At 54.8% G+C, this 15,238-nt stretch carries 21 protein-coding genes, 3 tRNA genes and 1 pseudogene; 4 read left to right on the top strand and 21 right to left on the bottom strand.

What is annotated here, in order from left to right; all coding sequences use genetic code 11:
- Window positions 1-92 precede the first annotated feature (92 nt).
- The 4 genes from TH2_RS17395 to infA form a co-directional block, all read right to left on the bottom strand.
- Window positions 93-293, bottom strand: coding sequence for a DNA gyrase inhibitor YacG (locus TH2_RS17395; RefSeq protein ID WP_008891756.1), 201 nt, complete (start codon window positions 291-293; stop codon window positions 93-95).
- On the bottom strand, window positions 286-1,695 hold the full coding sequence (locus tag TH2_RS17400; RefSeq protein ID WP_008891757.1) for a ribonuclease E/G: 1,410 nt from the start codon (window positions 1,693-1,695) through the stop codon (window positions 286-288). The genes TH2_RS17395 and TH2_RS17400 overlap by 8 nt, the downstream gene beginning before the upstream one ends.
- 2 nt (window positions 1,696-1,697) lie before the next feature.
- Window positions 1,698-2,279 carry a Maf family protein gene (locus TH2_RS17405; protein WP_008891758.1) on the bottom strand — a complete coding sequence of 194 codons (582 nt, stop codon included), beginning with the start codon at window positions 2,277-2,279 and terminating at the stop codon, window positions 1,698-1,700.
- A 149-nt stretch (window positions 2,280-2,428) separates the two neighbouring features.
- Window positions 2,429-2,647, bottom strand: a complete 219-nt coding sequence (infA, locus tag TH2_RS17410; RefSeq protein ID WP_007092059.1) for a translation initiation factor IF-1 — start codon at window positions 2,645-2,647, stop codon at window positions 2,429-2,431.
- A 254-nt stretch (window positions 2,648-2,901) separates the two neighbouring features.
- Here infA and TH2_RS17415 point away from each other — a divergent pair, with 254 nt between their 5' ends.
- Window positions 2,902-3,396, top strand: a complete 495-nt coding sequence (locus TH2_RS17415; RefSeq protein ID WP_008891759.1) for a GNAT family N-acetyltransferase — start codon at window positions 2,902-2,904, stop codon at window positions 3,394-3,396.
- A 9-nt stretch (window positions 3,397-3,405) separates the two neighbouring features.
- On the opposite strand, the gene TH2_RS17420 is transcribed toward TH2_RS17415, so the two are convergent.
- The 7 genes from TH2_RS17420 to TH2_RS21500 all read right to left on the bottom strand — a co-directional run bounded on the left by TH2_RS17420 (window position 3,406) and on the right by TH2_RS21500 (window position 8,589).
- Window positions 3,406-3,852, bottom strand: a complete 447-nt coding sequence (locus TH2_RS17420) for an arsenate reductase ArsC (RefSeq protein ID WP_008891760.1) — start codon at window positions 3,850-3,852, stop codon at window positions 3,406-3,408.
- Window positions 3,853-3,858: 6 nt separating this feature from the next.
- Window positions 3,859-4,335, bottom strand: a complete 477-nt coding sequence (locus tag TH2_RS17425; protein ID WP_008891761.1) for a UPF0262 family protein — start codon at window positions 4,333-4,335, stop codon at window positions 3,859-3,861.
- 43 nt (window positions 4,336-4,378) lie between these two features.
- Window positions 4,379-5,674: a histidinol dehydrogenase gene (gene hisD / locus TH2_RS17430; protein WP_008891762.1), complete on the bottom strand. Its 1,296-nt coding sequence runs from the start codon at window positions 5,672-5,674 to the stop codon at window positions 4,379-4,381.
- Window positions 5,664-6,323, bottom strand: coding sequence for an ATP phosphoribosyltransferase (hisG, locus tag TH2_RS17435; protein WP_008891763.1), 660 nt, complete (start codon window positions 6,321-6,323; stop codon window positions 5,664-5,666). Before hisG ends, hisD begins: the two co-directional genes overlap by 11 nt.
- A gap of 45 nt (window positions 6,324-6,368) precedes the next feature.
- Window positions 6,369-7,661 (bottom strand): UDP-N-acetylglucosamine 1-carboxyvinyltransferase, encoded by a 1,293-nt coding sequence (gene murA, locus TH2_RS17440; protein ID WP_008891764.1) that lies wholly within the window; start codon window positions 7,659-7,661, stop codon window positions 6,369-6,371.
- Window positions 7,662-7,742: 81 nt separating this feature from the next.
- Window positions 7,743-8,297, bottom strand: coding sequence for a dCTP deaminase (gene dcd / locus TH2_RS17445; protein WP_008891765.1), 555 nt, complete (start codon window positions 8,295-8,297; stop codon window positions 7,743-7,745).
- Window positions 8,298-8,427: 130 nt separating this feature from the next.
- On the bottom strand, window positions 8,428-8,589 hold the full coding sequence (locus tag TH2_RS21500) for a hypothetical protein (RefSeq protein ID WP_165374899.1): 162 nt from the start codon (window positions 8,587-8,589) through the stop codon (window positions 8,428-8,430).
- A gap of 201 nt (window positions 8,590-8,790) precedes the next feature.
- Here TH2_RS21500 and TH2_RS17450 point away from each other — a divergent pair.
- From TH2_RS17450 to TH2_RS17460, 3 genes are all read left to right on the top strand, one after another.
- A tRNA-Thr gene (locus tag TH2_RS17450) sits at window positions 8,791-8,865 on the top strand.
- Window positions 8,866-8,893: 28 nt separating this feature from the next.
- Window positions 8,894-8,968 (top strand) — tRNA-Thr (locus TH2_RS17455).
- A gap of 28 nt (window positions 8,969-8,996) precedes the next feature.
- Window positions 8,997-9,071: transfer RNA gene (locus tag TH2_RS17460), tRNA-Thr, on the top strand.
- A 499-nt stretch (window positions 9,072-9,570) separates the two neighbouring features.
- On the opposite strand, the pseudogene TH2_RS21975 reads toward TH2_RS17460, so the two are convergent.
- From TH2_RS21975 to TH2_RS17505, 10 genes and pseudogenes are all read right to left on the bottom strand, one after another.
- Window positions 9,571-10,617: pseudogene (locus TH2_RS21975) on the bottom strand (recombinase family protein); the annotation flags it as partial.
- Between the two features lie 25 nt (window positions 10,618-10,642).
- Entirely contained in the window at window positions 10,643-10,984 is a 342-nt protein-coding gene (locus TH2_RS17470) for a hypothetical protein (protein WP_040824484.1), read from the bottom strand.
- A 507-nt stretch (window positions 10,985-11,491) separates the two neighbouring features.
- Window positions 11,492-11,764 carry a hypothetical protein gene (locus tag TH2_RS17475; protein ID WP_008891767.1) on the bottom strand — a complete coding sequence of 91 codons (273 nt, stop codon included), beginning with the start codon at window positions 11,762-11,764 and terminating at the stop codon, window positions 11,492-11,494.
- Between the two features lie 2 nt (window positions 11,765-11,766).
- Window positions 11,767-12,015, bottom strand: a complete 249-nt coding sequence (locus tag TH2_RS17480) for a hypothetical protein (protein WP_008891768.1) — start codon at window positions 12,013-12,015, stop codon at window positions 11,767-11,769.
- Between the two features lie 15 nt (window positions 12,016-12,030).
- Entirely contained in the window at window positions 12,031-13,638 is a 1,608-nt protein-coding gene (locus TH2_RS17485) for a type IV secretory system conjugative DNA transfer family protein (protein WP_008891769.1), read from the bottom strand.
- 2 nt (window positions 13,639-13,640) lie between these two features.
- Window positions 13,641-13,925 carry a hypothetical protein gene (locus TH2_RS17490; RefSeq protein WP_008891770.1) on the bottom strand — a complete coding sequence of 95 codons (285 nt, stop codon included), beginning with the start codon at window positions 13,923-13,925 and terminating at the stop codon, window positions 13,641-13,643.
- A gap of 2 nt (window positions 13,926-13,927) precedes the next feature.
- Window positions 13,928-14,107, bottom strand: coding sequence for a hypothetical protein (locus tag TH2_RS17495; protein ID WP_040824487.1), 180 nt, complete (start codon window positions 14,105-14,107; stop codon window positions 13,928-13,930).
- A gap of 67 nt (window positions 14,108-14,174) precedes the next feature.
- Window positions 14,175-14,297 carry a hypothetical protein gene (locus TH2_RS21905; RefSeq protein ID WP_008891771.1) on the bottom strand — a complete coding sequence of 41 codons (123 nt, stop codon included), beginning with the start codon at window positions 14,295-14,297 and terminating at the stop codon, window positions 14,175-14,177.
- A gap of 21 nt (window positions 14,298-14,318) precedes the next feature.
- Window positions 14,319-14,615 (bottom strand): hypothetical protein, encoded by a 297-nt coding sequence (locus TH2_RS17500; protein ID WP_157194219.1) that lies wholly within the window; start codon window positions 14,613-14,615, stop codon window positions 14,319-14,321.
- A gap of 119 nt (window positions 14,616-14,734) precedes the next feature.
- Window positions 14,735-15,175, bottom strand: coding sequence for a hypothetical protein (locus TH2_RS17505; protein WP_008891773.1), 441 nt, complete (start codon window positions 15,173-15,175; stop codon window positions 14,735-14,737).
- Window positions 15,176-15,238: the final 63 nt, after the last annotated feature.

The following is a 15,238-nucleotide window of genomic DNA, read 5'->3' on the forward strand; positions in this document are numbered from 1 at the left end:
GGAGTGTTCCCTGCGGAACGAGCGGGGTTATACAAACTCCTTTGGGGCTTGTCCAGCCTCAAATCGCATTTTTTTTGCGATCACGCGTCGGATTAAAATTCTTCTTCATCTTCAAGGTCTTCGAGATACTCGGGCGGCTCGGCGGCGGGGATGGCGTAGCTTTCATTCATCCATTTGCCAAGGTCGAGATCCGCACAGCGTTTGGAGCAAAACGGCGTGTATTTTTCATCAGCCGGTTTGCCGCAAACCACGCAGTCGGAGCTGGCTGTTTTCGTTATCTTTTTTTCATTCATGGTGGTTTTTCTCCAACCGATAGGCATCGTCTTCAAGTGTCGGGTCCGCGACAATTTGCGGCGTACCCCCAAATGCATTTGTCAGGATCTGGATCGCATACGCCTGATCCGCAAGTGCCTTCGCCATACCGGGGTTTACGAACAGTTTAACCATCCCGGTCACCCCGTTTCGGCTTTCGGCAACAACAGCGCGCACAACGGCATTCAGCGCGGCATCACGCAAAAGAGGGGCCCGTTCCTGTTTGGCAAACAAGGTGGCACGAAGCGATTCGCCCGCCCGCTGGCGACTGAATTCATAAAGCCCCAACCGCGTAAAGCCGCCGATCTGAACCGCACCATCAAGTTCACTGCCAAAGGCATCACGGATTGCGGCATCAAACTTGTCGCGCCCTGCCCGCGATTTCATGCGAAGCGGATCAATCACCACAAGACCACCGATGTTGCGCAGGCGGATTTGATGCACGATTTCGGCGGCGGCCCGAAGGTTGACTTCGACCGCGCGGCTTTCGCTATCACGCCCGGCATCTGCCCCGGCAGCATTGACGTCAATGGCACAAAGTGCGGTTGCCGGGTCAATCGCAAGCCAGCCGCCGCCTTGCAACTCGACACGCGTCGCCAAGGCAGCGGCAATTTCGTCTTCGATATCCTGATCGTTGAATAACAGTCGGCTGCCGACATGACGCGCAAGATTGTCATCCGACTTACCCAGCATCGTCAGCAATCCACGCAACCGCACGAATTCGTTTGTGCCATCGACAACGCATGCGCCGCCCGCCATCAGATGCCGTTCGATCACCTGATCGGTTTCTGATTGCGCCTTGCTAACCAGTTGCGGCTTCGATGCCTCGGACAGGTCCTTTTCGGCCTTTTGCAATTGTGATTTCAGAAGTTTGTATTCGGCAGTAATGGCATCACGCGTCCAGTCGAGTGCGACGGAACGCAGCATGATCCCGTCCTGATCGGACTGAAGAGTGCTTAGCAATTCGTGAAGTTCGGTGCGCCGGTCCCCATCCTTAAGCTTGCGCGGCAACTCAATATGGTTGGCCCCCGGTCGCAGGATCATGCCGACACCTTCAATCGCGATCCGCCCGGTAAGCTTGACACCCTTGTCGTCAAAACCAAGGCGGGAGATCTGCACCAGAACCCACTGCCCTTCATGCAGCGGGCCGTTGTAGCGATCAAACGGCAAAAGCCCGTCTGGCAGCCCGTCAAGCGCAACCATGGCGGCGGCCATTTCGGGCATCATTTTGGAAACACGGCCAAGATGGATATCAAATCTTGCGGGACCGCCGCGATCAATCCAAAGACGCGTCAGGCGGTCATTTTCGATCAGGGCCACCCTGCGCTCAAGCGCAACGGCATCAATCAGCAGGCGGGAGTTATGGGTGCCGCCAACTGCCATGATCAAACCTCTTTGGGGTGATAGCCAAGACCGCGCAAAAGACCGTCCACCTCGCACAGCGACAGCCCGACAACGTTGGAGTACGATCCCGAGATCGCCTTCACAAAGGTCGCGGCAAAGCCCTGAATGGCGTAGGCACCCGCTTTGCCCTGCCACTCGTCATGGGAAAGGTAACGCTTCAGGTCATCGGAACCAAGGGTTCGGAATTTTACCTGTGTTTCGATCACGCGCGATCGTTCGGTCCCGTCCGGGGCAATTACACACATGCCACCGTAGACACGGTGGCGACGCCCGGACAGCAATTCAAGGAACTTGCGTGCCTCAGCCACGTCTTCGGCTTTGCCCAAGGCACGTCGGCCACAGGCAACAACCGTATCCGCGGCAAGCACAAAGGCCCCGCCGTTGGATTTGGCAACAAAACGTGCCTTTTCCTCGGCAAGGCGAAGCGCCAGCCGACGCGGACTTTCATCGCGCATGGGTGTTTCATCGATGTCTGCGGGAACGACCTGATCTGGCACAATTCCGATCTGCGCAAGCAGCTCAAGACGGCGCGGCGATGCAGATGCCAATATCAGTTTCGACAAGATGTGGCTCCCGGATATCCGTCCCAGACCATTCCGACCAAAAATGTGATGAATGCTCACATTTCGATGCAGGCAGCAAAATGCACCCTGACGGCAAGGGTAAACGCCCCGCCAGACAAGGTCAATTTGCGCTTGGTAGTGGTTTCAGATTACTTGAAACGGAAGGTAATACGACCTTTGGTCAGGTCATAAGGGGTCATTTCGACGCTGACACGGTCACCTGCGAGAACGCGGATACGGTTCTTGCGCATTTTGCCCGAGGTATGGGCAAGGATTTCGTGGTCATTGTCCAGCTTCACGCGAAACATCGCATTGGGCAGAAGTTCAACGACAGTGCCCTGAAACTCGATAACGTCTTCTTTAGCCATGTGACTCCTAGCTTTCGTATTGCAATATCAAAATACCGGTGGGCGGCAAACTGCTCTGAACCGGGCAAAAGGTCAAGTCCTTTCACGTGTCAGGCGTGGCGTTACAGCACTGCGTTAAACGAATGGCGACGTATCTGTGCTGCCAAATCGCGCGGAACAAGGATTGCGCGAAAAGAACCGGCTCGGCCCTTTTCGAATGCCGGTATGCGCCCTAAGATGCCGCTATCTTTCCGGCCTTTCATGAAAGCCCCCGCATGACCAATCCTCATACCATTGAAATACGCCTTGCAGAACGTGATGACGCACCGGCACTCCATGCCATGATTTGCGAAATCGGCCAGGCAACGGGATGTGCGGATAAAATTGCAAGCACGCCCGAAGATCTGGCGCGGGATGGCTTTGGCAAAGACCGTGCGTTTGACGCGCTGATTGCGATTGCCGATGACACACCGGTTGCCATGTGCCTGTTTTTCCCAAGCTATTCGACATTTCGCGGACGGCCCGGGCTTTATATTCAGGATCTTTATGTCGCACCAAGCCATCGCGGCGGCGGTTTTGCCAAACGCCTGGTGGCTGCGGTCACCAAACATGCCCGTGCACACGGCAAATCCTATATCCGGTTGTCTGTCGATGCGGAAAACATGATCGGCCAACGGTTTTACGAAAAACTTGGTATGTGCCATGCCGAGGACGAGAAGATCTACGTGCTTGATGGTGCTGCGTTCGAAGCCCTCAGCAGCGCGGATTAAGCCAGGCAATCACATGGTGGGTGCAGGACCGACGGGGAAGCGATCAAGGATGCGTTTTTTGATCTGGTCGCGCACCTGCCGATAGGCCTCAAGGCGAATTTCACGCGAACCTTCGACGATTGTGGCATCAAAGGTATTCCAGAATTCCACGTCACACGCCATGGTGCGGGTCATTTCGACCGCGCGGTGCTGGGCCTCGGGTGACATCGTGATGATCAGATCAAAGAAGCCGTCTTCAAGCTGATCAAAGGTTTTGGAATTGTATGAGGAAATATCAAGACCGATTTCCTCCATCACCGCCACGGCAAAGCCATCGAGCTCACCGGCACGCACCCCGCAACTTTCAACATAAATGCGGGTTCCGTGATAGTGACGCATCAAGGCAGCAGCCATCACCGAACGCACGGCATTATAGCTGCAGGCAAAAAGAACCGAGCCGGGGAGTTCTTCTGCCACCGTGCCTTAACCCCGGATGTGAAGGACACAAATCAACGTAAACAGGCGACGCGCGGTATTTTCATCAATCGTCACCTTGTCGGCCAGAAGCTCTCGCAATTGTTCGGAGCCCTCGTTGTGAAGACCACGTCTCGCCATATCGATGGTTTCGATCTGGGCGGCACTGGCCTTTTTGATGGCGTCATAATAGCTTTCGCAGATCATGAAATAGTCTTTGACGATCCGGCGGAACGGCGACAGCGGCACGGGAATGGTCGTCAGGTTCTCGGTATCATCGTCGCCGCGCACATCCATATAGATGCGGTTTTCTTCGATGCGCATATGCACCGAATACGGACCTTCGAAACCGCCAGCCGGTTCGAAATGGTTTTCTTCGAGAAGGTCATAGATCGCCACCGCCTGCTCATGCTCGACCTCAGGACGGCGTCTTACCTTGTATTTCTCGTCAAGATAGATACCGGCAATACACTGGTTTTCTGCCATGGCTCTCTCGCTCCGGTCCCTTCACACGCTGCATTGCAACAGCTTACATCTGGTTTGAACGGATCGCTACCGAAAGTCCATGTGCCTGCAGACCTTCGCTTTCTGCAAGGGCGATTGCCGCCGGGCCGATTTTTGCCAGACTTTCGGGTGTGCACTTGATCAGCGACGAACGCTTGATGAAGTCCAAAACCCCAAGGCCGGACGAGAAACGCGCCGAGCGGGCCGTCGGCAGAACATGGTTCGGGCCGGCAACATAATCGCCGATGGCCTCTGGGGTATAACGGCCCAGGAAAATCGCACCGGCATGGTGAATGTCTTCTGCCAGTGCGTCCGGGTCGTCGACCGCCAATTCAAGATGTTCCGGTGCGATCCGATCCACAAGGGCCGGAGCCTGCGACAGATTTTCGACCAAAACAATTGCACCAAAGTCGCGCCAGCTTGCCCCGGCGATTTCTGCACGCGGCAGTTTTTCAAGATGGGCATCAATTGACACCTGCACCTGATCGGCGAATTTCGCATCATCAGTGATCAGAATCGATTGCGCGACCGGGTCATGTTCCGCCTGCGACAACAAATCTGCGGCCACCCAGCTTGGATCGTTGCTGCCATCGGCAACCACCAAAATTTCCGACGGGCCCGCAATCATATCAATGCCGACCTGACCAAACACACGGCGTTTGGCCGCGGCAACAAACGCATTGCCCGGACCGACGATCTTGTCGACCGGCTTGATGGTTTCGGTACCATAAGCAAGGGCTGCAATCGCCTGCGCCCCGCCGATGCGGTAAATCTCGTCAACACCGGCAATTCGGGCCGCAGCCAGAACCAGCGGGTTCATTTTATTGTCAGGCGTCGGCACCACCATGACAAGGCGTTCCACACCGGCAACCTTGGCCGGAATGGCGTTCATCAGAACCGATGACGGATAGGATGCCAGACCGCCCGGAACATAAAGTCCTGCCGCCGACACCGCACGCCAGCGCCAGCCAAGCTCAACACCACTTTCATCGGTATAGCGTTCATCGGCCGGCATCTGCTTTTCGTGGTAGGCACGAATGCGCTTTGCCGCCAGTTCCAGCGATTTGAGAAGGTCCGCATCAATGTCGGCAACCGCCGCATCGACCTCGGTCGCGCTCACCGCCATGCCGGATGCGTCGATACCAAGGCGATCAAATCGGTTGGTATAGTCACAAACGGCTTCGTCACCGCGATTACGCACATCGGCGATAATATCGGCAACGGCCGCATCAACATCGGCATCCGATTCGCGTTTCATGCCCAGAAGCTTGACGAAATCTTCTTCGAAGCTGGCGTCAGTAATCGAAAGCTTAAGCGGCATTGAGCACCTCGGAAAAACGGTCGATCCAGGGCTGGATATCGGTCGGGCGGGTTTTCAGCGCGGCACGATTAACGATCAGGCGCGACGTCACATCGGCGACATGTTCTATTTCACGCAAGCCATTGGCCTTAAGCGTGTTGCCGGTCGAGACAAGGTCGACGATACGGCGGCACAGACCAAGTGTTGGTGCCAGTTCCATCGCGCCGTTCAGCTTGATGCATTCAGCCTGCACGCCCCGTTTGGCAAAATGCGTACGGGTGATGTTGGGATATTTGGTCGCGACCCGGACATGCGACCAGCGTGACGGATCATCGCCTTCGATCATTTCTTCCGGTTCGGCAACGGCGATCCGGCAATGCCCGATATTAAGATCCAGCGGCGCATAGATATCCGGATAGTCAAATTCCATCAGGACGTCATTGCCGCAGACACCGATATGGGCTGCGCCAAAGGCAACGAAGGTTGCGACGTCAAAGCTGCGCACACGGATGATATCGATATGCGGATGGTTGGTGGCGAAACGAAGCGCACGGGATTTCGGATCATCAAATGCCGCTTCCGGTTCGATCCCGGCGGATCGCACCAGTGGCATCACCTCGTCAAGAATGCGCCCCTTGGGCAGGGCAAGCACCAGCTTTTCGTCACTCATCAATCAGTCGCCTTACGCGTTTTTCAGTTATCCGGAAGCCTTATATCAGGCCGGAACCCGGACACGTTCGATCTGCGCCCCGCAGGAGCTCAGTTTTTCTTCAAGCCGCTCATAACCGCGGTCCAGATGGTAGACACGGTTAATAACCGTCTCGCCCTCGGCTGCCAAGCCTGCAAGCACCATTGAAACCGAGGCACGCAGATCGGTTGCCATGACTTCAGCCCCCGAAAGCTTTGCACTGCCGCGGACAATCGCCGAACGGCCATGCACGTTGACATCAGCGCCCATGCGGCTGAGTTCCGGTACGTGCATGAAACGGTTTTCGAAAATGGTTTCGGTGATCATTGACGCACCGTTGGCCACCGACATCAACGCCATGAACTGGGCCTGCATATCGGTCGGGAAGCCCGGATAGGGTTCGGTCATCACGTCAACACCCTTAAGCGTCGCACGGTTGCCGCGCACCTTAAGGCCATCTTCGGTTTCTTCAACCTCGACCCCGGCTGCGCGCATCGCATCAACAAGGCTGTCAATCAATTCCATACGGGTTCCGGTCAGTTCGATCTCGCCACCGGTGATGGCGGCGGCAATCGCATAGGTCCCGGTTTCGATGCGATCCGGCACGACCGAATATTCCGCACCATGCAGGCGCGGCTTGCCGGTGACTTTGAGGGTATCGGTTCCGATACCTTCGATCTCGGCCCCCATGGCAACAAGGCAGTGGGCCAGATCAGACACTTCGGGTTCGCGCGCGGCATTGGCAATGGTGACGACACCGTCGGCTAGCGATGCGGCCATCAGCGTGTTTTCCGTCGCTCCTACCGAAACCTGCGGGAACAGAACATGTCCGCCTTTCAGGCCGTCGGGTGCGCGGGCTTCGATGTAGCCCTCGGTCAGGTGGATTTCAGCCCCCATGGCTTCCAGAGCCTTAAGATGCAGGTCAACCGGTCGGTTGCCAATCGCACACCCGCCAGGAAGCGACACACGGGCAACACCACATCGCGCGACAATCGGACCAAGCACCAACACAGATGCACGCATCTTGCGCACCAGATCATAAGGTGCCGTGGTCGAGGTGATTTCCTTGGCGGTCATTTCAAGAACGCGACCGGTATGGCCACCATTGGGCGCATGCCCGTTCAGATGCAACGCCACACCATGCTGTGCCAGAAGATTGGCCATCGATGTGATATCTGCCAGATGCGGCAGGTTCGATAACGTCAACGTTTCATCTGTCAGAAGGGCTGCTGCCATCAACGGCAAAGCCGCGTTTTTGGCACCGCCGATTGCAATTTTGCCCTGCAGCCGGCGACCACCGGAAATCTTAATCTTGTCCATTCAGTCCTCTTTGTACTGCGCGCGATGGCGCAGCGAACGCGTGTCTTGGCGTATCACCACCAGATTATTGCCACCCCTTTATCACAGGCGCGGCAATGTGACACCTTTTTGGCCCATATATTTCCCTGCGCGATCCGCATAGGAGGTATCGCATTCACTTTCCGCCTTAAGGAAAATGAACTGACACGCCCCTTCATTGGCATAAATGCGCGCCGGAAGCGGCGTGGTGTTGGAAAATTCAAGGGTCACATGCCCTTCCCATTCGGGTTCAAGCGGCGTGACATTGACGATGATGCCGCACCGGGCATAGGTCGATTTCCCCAGACAGATCACCAGTGTGTCGCGCGGGATGCGGAAATATTCCACGGTGCGCGCAAGCGCGAAACTGTTGGGCGGGATCACGCAGACTTCGGTCTGGCGATTGACAAACCCGTCATCGGAAAATTCCTTGGGATCGACGATGGCCGAGTCGACATTGGTGAAAATCTTGAACTCGTCAGCGACGCGGGCGTCATAGCCGTACGAACTGACACCATAGGAGATCACACCATCGCGTTTGAAACCGTCGACAAACGGTTCGATCATGCCTTTTTCCTGCGCCATCTGGCGTATCCAGTGATCCGGTCTTACCGACATAGTGCCACCCCTGTTTTTGCGAAAATCCCAACCACGTTCAGCACCCACGGTTTTACCCGTCCGCGGGCCTCAAGATCAACCAAACGATGCACGCGCCCATCAAAGCGAAGGTGAAAAATGACGCGCGAGATCAGTCCTCAGATTTTTCGTCTGTAGCTGGACCTTGTGGATCGCTTTTGCGTGAGCGTTGCTGTTGCTTGCGCTTGGCCAGATTGGCACGCAGGGCTTCGGCTTCGCGTTTTAAACGTTCCTCGTTTACGGCCGGACGCATGTCAGATTTTTTGGCTGTCATGATGCAATCAAAGTTCCGTCAGATTTATGCGGGTTTGAGCGATTGGCCTGTTATAAAACAGCGTGCGAAAAATTACAGCCGATCTTGACGAAAACAGGGCGAAAAGGCCTGCGACGGGAACAATCGAAAAACTTCGCATAATTCAGGCTTGACCAATTACAGATACGTGGCCTATAACCCGCCCGCACCGCAAGGGCTCATGCTGCTGTAGCTCAGGGGTAGAGCACTCCCTTGGTAAGGGAGAGGCCGGGAGTTCAAATCTCCCCAGCAGCACCATTGCCCACCGGTCCAGCCTGTTTATCGGGCTGCTGTAGCTCAGGGGTAGAGCACTCCCTTGGTAAGGGAGAGGCCGGGAGTTCAAATCTCCCCAGCAGCACCATTGCCCACCGGTCCAGCCTGTTTATCGGGCTGCTGTAGCTCAGGGGTAGAGCACTCCCTTGGTAAGGGAGAGGCCGGGAGTTCAAATCTCCCCAGCAGCACCATTTGACAATTTTGACCCTGCAAACCCGCTAAGACCTTGAAAGGTATGGCAGTTTCTATAGTTCGATAACCCTTTTCGCGGGAGTATCGAAGAGGCTCTACAAAGGCCAGCCGCAGCACGGTTTGGCGCAGGGGTAGAGACCCATTTTCATATATATTCCAAGGGCTTGAGAGAAACTTCAGCGCGAGTTCAATAGACTCTCCAAACCTCCCCTTCGCCGGAATCATATTCTCGGCTTTCTCAGTCAGCAGAAACTTCTCCCGCTCCAATTTCTCGACCCGTTTTTCAAGCGCAGAGATCACGGATGCACTCGACGACTCGACAATCCTGTCGAGCAGCTTGTTGATCTGGTCCTCAACGTCTGCGAGCTGCGCGAGAACCGCTTTCTTGGATCGCTTAGCTTCATCCAACCGCGCATCCCACGCGCGCTCAAACATGGTGCGCATGACACCGAAGAGCTTCTTCGTTGGCTGCATGGATTTGAGAATTTCCGCGAAGCCTTCCTCGATCTTCGCACGCGGGATCGATTTGCGCTTGGACGGACAACTTGGCGTGTCGCACAGATAATACGGATAGTGCTTGCGGCACCCCTTGGACCAAGCTGCGGTCATGGGCTTGTCGCAATCATCGCAGTGCACGAAGCCGCGAAGCGGAAAATCAGGGCTGAAGTCACGCCGAGCAGCAGGACGACCGCCATTTTCCAGATTATTCAGAATTCTTTCATGCGTCCCGAAGCTAATCAGCGCTTCATGGTGGCCTTTACGCAGGCTCACTTCCCATGTCTCTGAATGGACGTACCCTGCGTAAAGTGGGTTTCTGAGCAGCTTGGTAATCTTCCACGCTCGGATTTTCCCGTTTGGCAAATCCTTTGGGAACTCAGGCTTGGTTTCTAAAAACCGCTGCACTTCGGCTTGAGACGCGAAACGACCATTTGCGTACCCTTCGAGTGCTTCTTGCACATACTCGGCAAGCACACCGTCAGGAGACAGAAGCTTACCGTGTACCTTATCGGTTATGTACTTGTAGCCTACTGGCGCATGAAAGACCCAATAGCCTTTCTCGATACGGGCAACCATCTTCTGCCGAACCTGGCGGCGGTTTTGCTCACGTTCTAACTCACCGTGCGCGGCAACAATGGTTTCAATGAATTTGCCTTCAGGTGTATCTTCGAAATTGAAGTTGAGGCATTCAACCGTCGCGCCGCGTTCGGCGAATGCGTGACGTAGCTTAAAGTGAAATTCTGTGTCACGAGCGAAGCGCTTGAGATCATCGAAGATGACGACGAATTTGCCGTCCTTCTGGGCATCGAGATAGGCCAGCATGGCGCACATGCCTGGGCGCTTCATGAAGTCACCACCGCCCGAAGCGTCATCAGGGAATACCGCCTCTACGGCATAACCTTTCATCTCGGCGTACTGTCGGCACCGATGCTCTTGACTGACGAGGCCAGCACCCTCTGTCTTTTGGCGCGTCGTGGATACACGGCAATAGATAAGTGCACGGATTGGCGTGCTTTTTTGGTTCTTGTTGTTCTTTTCTGAGGCCATGAATCCTTAACCTTTCTGCGCCGCCTCAAGGTACCGGCGCAACGACGTCTTCGTGTTCTGTACTGGGTAGGTTGGATTCTAGCCCATCTTCGCACAAAATGCTCGCATGATCGTGCTTTGTTCCGCCTTTTCCACAGACCTGCTGTGTCGGATGCACGTCAAAGCCAAGCTCTACAAACGCTACTATGATCTTCCAAAGCGCGCCAATGACTTGCTCCTTCTGAACGTCGTCTATGTCAGCATCTTCGAGCAGCTCTTTGTAGAACTCGACATCTAGCTGAAGACTGTGCCTTACAGTTCGATCATGTTCACGCGACAGTGCTTCGCCTACGTCGGGCAATGTCCAATCTTTATCGGATGTGGTCATGACAAGACCCCTCCTTTTCAGCAATGCGCCGCATGCTGACCAGTTTCATTTCCTTTTCGGACAATAGAGCAGCATATCACCCGCACAGGGTGATAAGCGCAGATATTGCTGCGCAGTTGCTGCATATATAGTTTTATTATACCGCAGCAATCGGCTGAAACGCAAACTCAGCAAGGGTTTCAGAGAAAAGCAAAGCCCCGATCTTGTTACGAGAGATCAGGGCTTTCAAAAGAGAAATTCTCTTTTAATGAGGAATTTCGACCCTCTTTAATCTGGGGAGATTGGAGAGCGGATCGAAACAGATGGATTATTGTTCATTATACGAACCGTTTCAACTTTTTATTGATTAAAAATGAGGGCTTCAATCATGCTGCATTAGATTGAAACCCTCACAAGAGACCAAACTCTTTTGGAAAGGAGTTTATCCGTTCAACAGGGTAGTCTTAGGATATAAACCCTAGTACTACAGTGCCAAAGTTTGATGTGAATCTCAAATTTTTATTGCATTTATCGACTTTGTGAGAAGTTTGACTTCGCGTAACCGCCAAGGCGCGCAAACACTTGTTGGGCTTCAACTTCCGTAGCTGCTTTTTCAAGCCTGTCGCGAAGGATTGCAATCCGCTTGCGGTTCTCTTCATCGACTTGCCGTCTGGCATCTATCGCCAGCCCCCGCCCAGGTTCCAGCTTGGCTGCACTGAGGGGCGCGCGTTGCTCTCGCAGCAGCCGCAACAATTCTTCTTTCGTCGTGATTGCCGGATAGGCGTTATCTCTATGATCCATGGTCAGCGGTCGCGCTGCTCGCGATTGCGACGGCGCGGTTTCTCCTCACGCGCATCTTCCAACCGCTCCTTGGGCGTTCGCAAAATGATGCGGCCATCGACCGGAACGGAGTCGAGCTGAATCGTGTGTCCTTCGCCGTCCCTGTGAGCGAAGGCTACACCGACGCGGTTGAAGTATGATTTGTCGTCCGCGCCTTCCTTCACATGAAACGCATCGAAACTCGGACGGTTCTTATCCGATCTATCGCTCATTTTCTTCTCCTGCTGCTAAGTGGGTTGATAGCCTTCGACATAGGACCAGAGACCGTCCGCATATTGCGGGTAGTGCGCAAATTGCTGCGGTACGGCTTGCATGATCACTCTTGCACGGCGCACGCTCCATCTTGAGGGTATAGGCACCGAGTCATGAGGCGGGTGAAAGGGATTGGGCAGGAAGCGGCCAGCAAAGTCCTGCCTCGTGAAGTAGGGATGCTTCTCCGCCAGGATGGGTTTGAGGTTCTTCCCTGACACAAACAAAAGCTGCCTGTCCTCGGGCATAGCCAGTAATTCTTCAGGCATCATCAGCGCGCGAGCTTGTTTGGTTCGATGATCCTCGGCGAACGCATGGTATTTCATATCTGCATAGGCCGAGAACGGATCGCCGCCATTCATTATGCTCATCGCAGCATTCATTTTCTGCCGCTTTGCATCCGCCTGACGAAGGCCGTCGTCATATTCGAGAGTTTCGGTGCCGAGCATCGAAGAGACCATTTGTGCCGTTTGATAGTCGCGTACTCCGAAGAACTGCCGAAGGGCCGATGACCCCATAAAGCCTTGCAAGGCTGGCGCACCGAAGTTGCGAACAATCTGGCCGACATCCTGAAATAGCGCCCAGACCTGCACACCAGCACCGCGTCCGAATGTGAACGCGCGCAGCAGGGCCTCAAAGTTTCCAAGCTGGCCCGCCTCGTCGATGATCATAGTAACGCGCGGTGCTGATGGCGCACGCGATTTGTAGAGCATCTGAACTGTGAACATCGTGCGCAGGATCGGCGACCAGAGCCCGACATATTCGATGGGCACGTTGATAGCCCAGCTTGTCGGCTGACCGACGTTACAAGTATCGGCAAGAGAAGCGTCCGCGTGATCGAGGGAGGCCAGCAGCATCGGATCGTCAAGGAAGTTCAGATGTGCATAAATCTCCCCGAGGATGCTCCCGAATTCCTTCTCGCTCTCTTGCTGCTTGGCCAGCATTTCTCCGGCAGTACGGCGCACACTGTCCATGGACGAGGAGAGCATGTTTTCGAGGCAATCTGCCCAGAGGCTCGTATCGGACTCAATCCAATTGATGACACGGTACAGGGAGGGAAAGCTGACCTTTCCATTCACCTCCACCAGCATCTTGATAATGTTTTCGATCCATTCCCGCGCACGCAGCTCAAAGTAACGCCCGTTAGATGCGCCGCTTGTCGGGATCAGGCTTTCGGCGATGAATTTGCAGTCGGCATGAAAGTGCGGATCGTTCAGTTTGAGGATATCGAGCGGGTTCATCCGATGCTGCGGCAGCCCGCGCATACCTGTCGGATTCCAGCAATAGAGGAAGCTCTTTTGAAGGGCGAAGTTGACCATCGTCACGGACGCGATTTCACCGCGCGGATCAAGGATGAAATTGTTCTTGCCCGCATTGCGAGCCACAGCCAGAGCAAGCAAGTCACGCATCTTGCCTGAACCTGCGCCTGCCACTGTGAGGATTGGGGCATCGGTCTCAAGACAGACGGGCTTGCCTGCTATGTAGCCAACCTGAAGCCCATGTCCGCTTAGAAGGCCAGCGCGTCTAAGATCACGCTCGTCCGACCACGAGGCAGAACCGAAGCGAAATTCCTCATTGCTCATCATGTCTACTGTCCTTTGAATATGCGGTCATGCGTGGCCATGACCTTCGTCTTTTCGGGAATTGTCAGGACGTGCGTGCCCGCGTCGGGATGAAAACACTTAATAAAATGCGAGCGGATTTCGCGAGGCTTTACGGTGGGATGAAAGGCATTGATCATCCGTATCCAGACACAAACCTTTACGTCGGAGGGAATGTCTGATTTGGCCGAGCTTGGCTCGAAAATGAGTTTGAAGCGCTCGAAAATCGGCTTCATTTCCGGCACAACAAAGTCAATCTGAATAGTGCCCATCGTTATTCGCTCGCGCCGAATAGAAGCGAAAAAAACCACAGTAGCGGAGCGAACATGATGATTGCGCCCAGCACTTCCAGAAAGGGATGGAGCTTTCTTTCGAGTTCATCCAGCAGCGCCTTCTTGGCGTTTTGGAGCTTCTCGTAAGCGCGGAAAATTCGGATGATCAGATCATCTTGCATAAGACTTCTCCTCGTTGCCTGAGCTTTGTTTCCAAAGCTCAGGCATTGATCCAAATGGAGTGCTCGCTCAGCCGCCGAGCGAACCGAGGATCGCGAGGATCACAAAGACCCAGAACGCGACACCGAAGACGGCACCCCAGTCGGTTTCCTTTTTGTAGATGCCGCCGACGCGGCGATGTTTCGTGAACATTGTCGAACTCCTTTTCATGGTTCACAGAAAGCGGGTCGCGAGTGCGATCCCACCCATCACCAACGCCGTCGAGATCGATGCGCGGGAGATGAAGAAGACCAGGGCGGCGCAGACGCCGCCCCAGACGATGACGGTCACGCTTTCCACGCCGTATCCGTAGTGACGGACAACGAAGACCTGCACCCAGCCGATAGTGTTGCTGTAGAGAGGCGGCGCACCCAAGAACGTGATGAGCAGCGCCAAAGTGTTCGCGAGACCTTGGATGGACGACATGAAGATCGACCGGCCTGCATCCTGATGCTTTTTCATAAATGACATGCGTAGACCTTGATGTTGCCGTCGAACTTGATTGCCGACGATTGCACCTTGCCAAAGTCCCAATGCCGATCAGGGGGAATAGGCTGACATTTTTTTTTGCGCTGTTCATCAGTACGCCCTCAGCGACTAGCAGACGGAGGTCTGTTATCGTTAGCGGCACGCACTCCCCAAAGTCCTGCTTCGAACGGGAAGCGTGTAGAAAGTATCGTCGCCAATACCCTGATGCGTTCACGGCTTTCCTCACGTAGGCGAGGCCGAACATGATCTGGAATCGAAGCGCAGGCCCAGTCCCGCAGCCACTCCCGAATGCTGTCAGTTTCGAACACCTCAGTGTCCAGAAAGACATCTTGCCCGTTTGAGACGATCCGCCCCGAAAAGTCTCGATACATGTCCATCAGATAGTCGAGCCAGTGATCGGCGCTGATCTTCAAGCTGGCAGCAAAGTTGCGAAGGTCGCGGAGATACTCGGGGTCTTCCAGTTGCGCATCTCGAACGAGCTGGCGTGTGCTGTTCTTGCAGTAACCCAAGCTAAGGCAGCGTGCGCAAAGGGAATAGTTCATAGTCTTGGCTCCTGTCACTTCAGTCCGTTGGCCAACCCTGCGTTCGATTGACGACGGGACTGG

It is taken from the genome of Thalassospira profundimaris WP0211, assembly GCF_000300275.1.
In the GTDB taxonomy this organism is placed as follows: domain Bacteria; phylum Pseudomonadota; class Alphaproteobacteria; order Rhodospirillales; family Thalassospiraceae; genus Thalassospira; species Thalassospira profundimaris.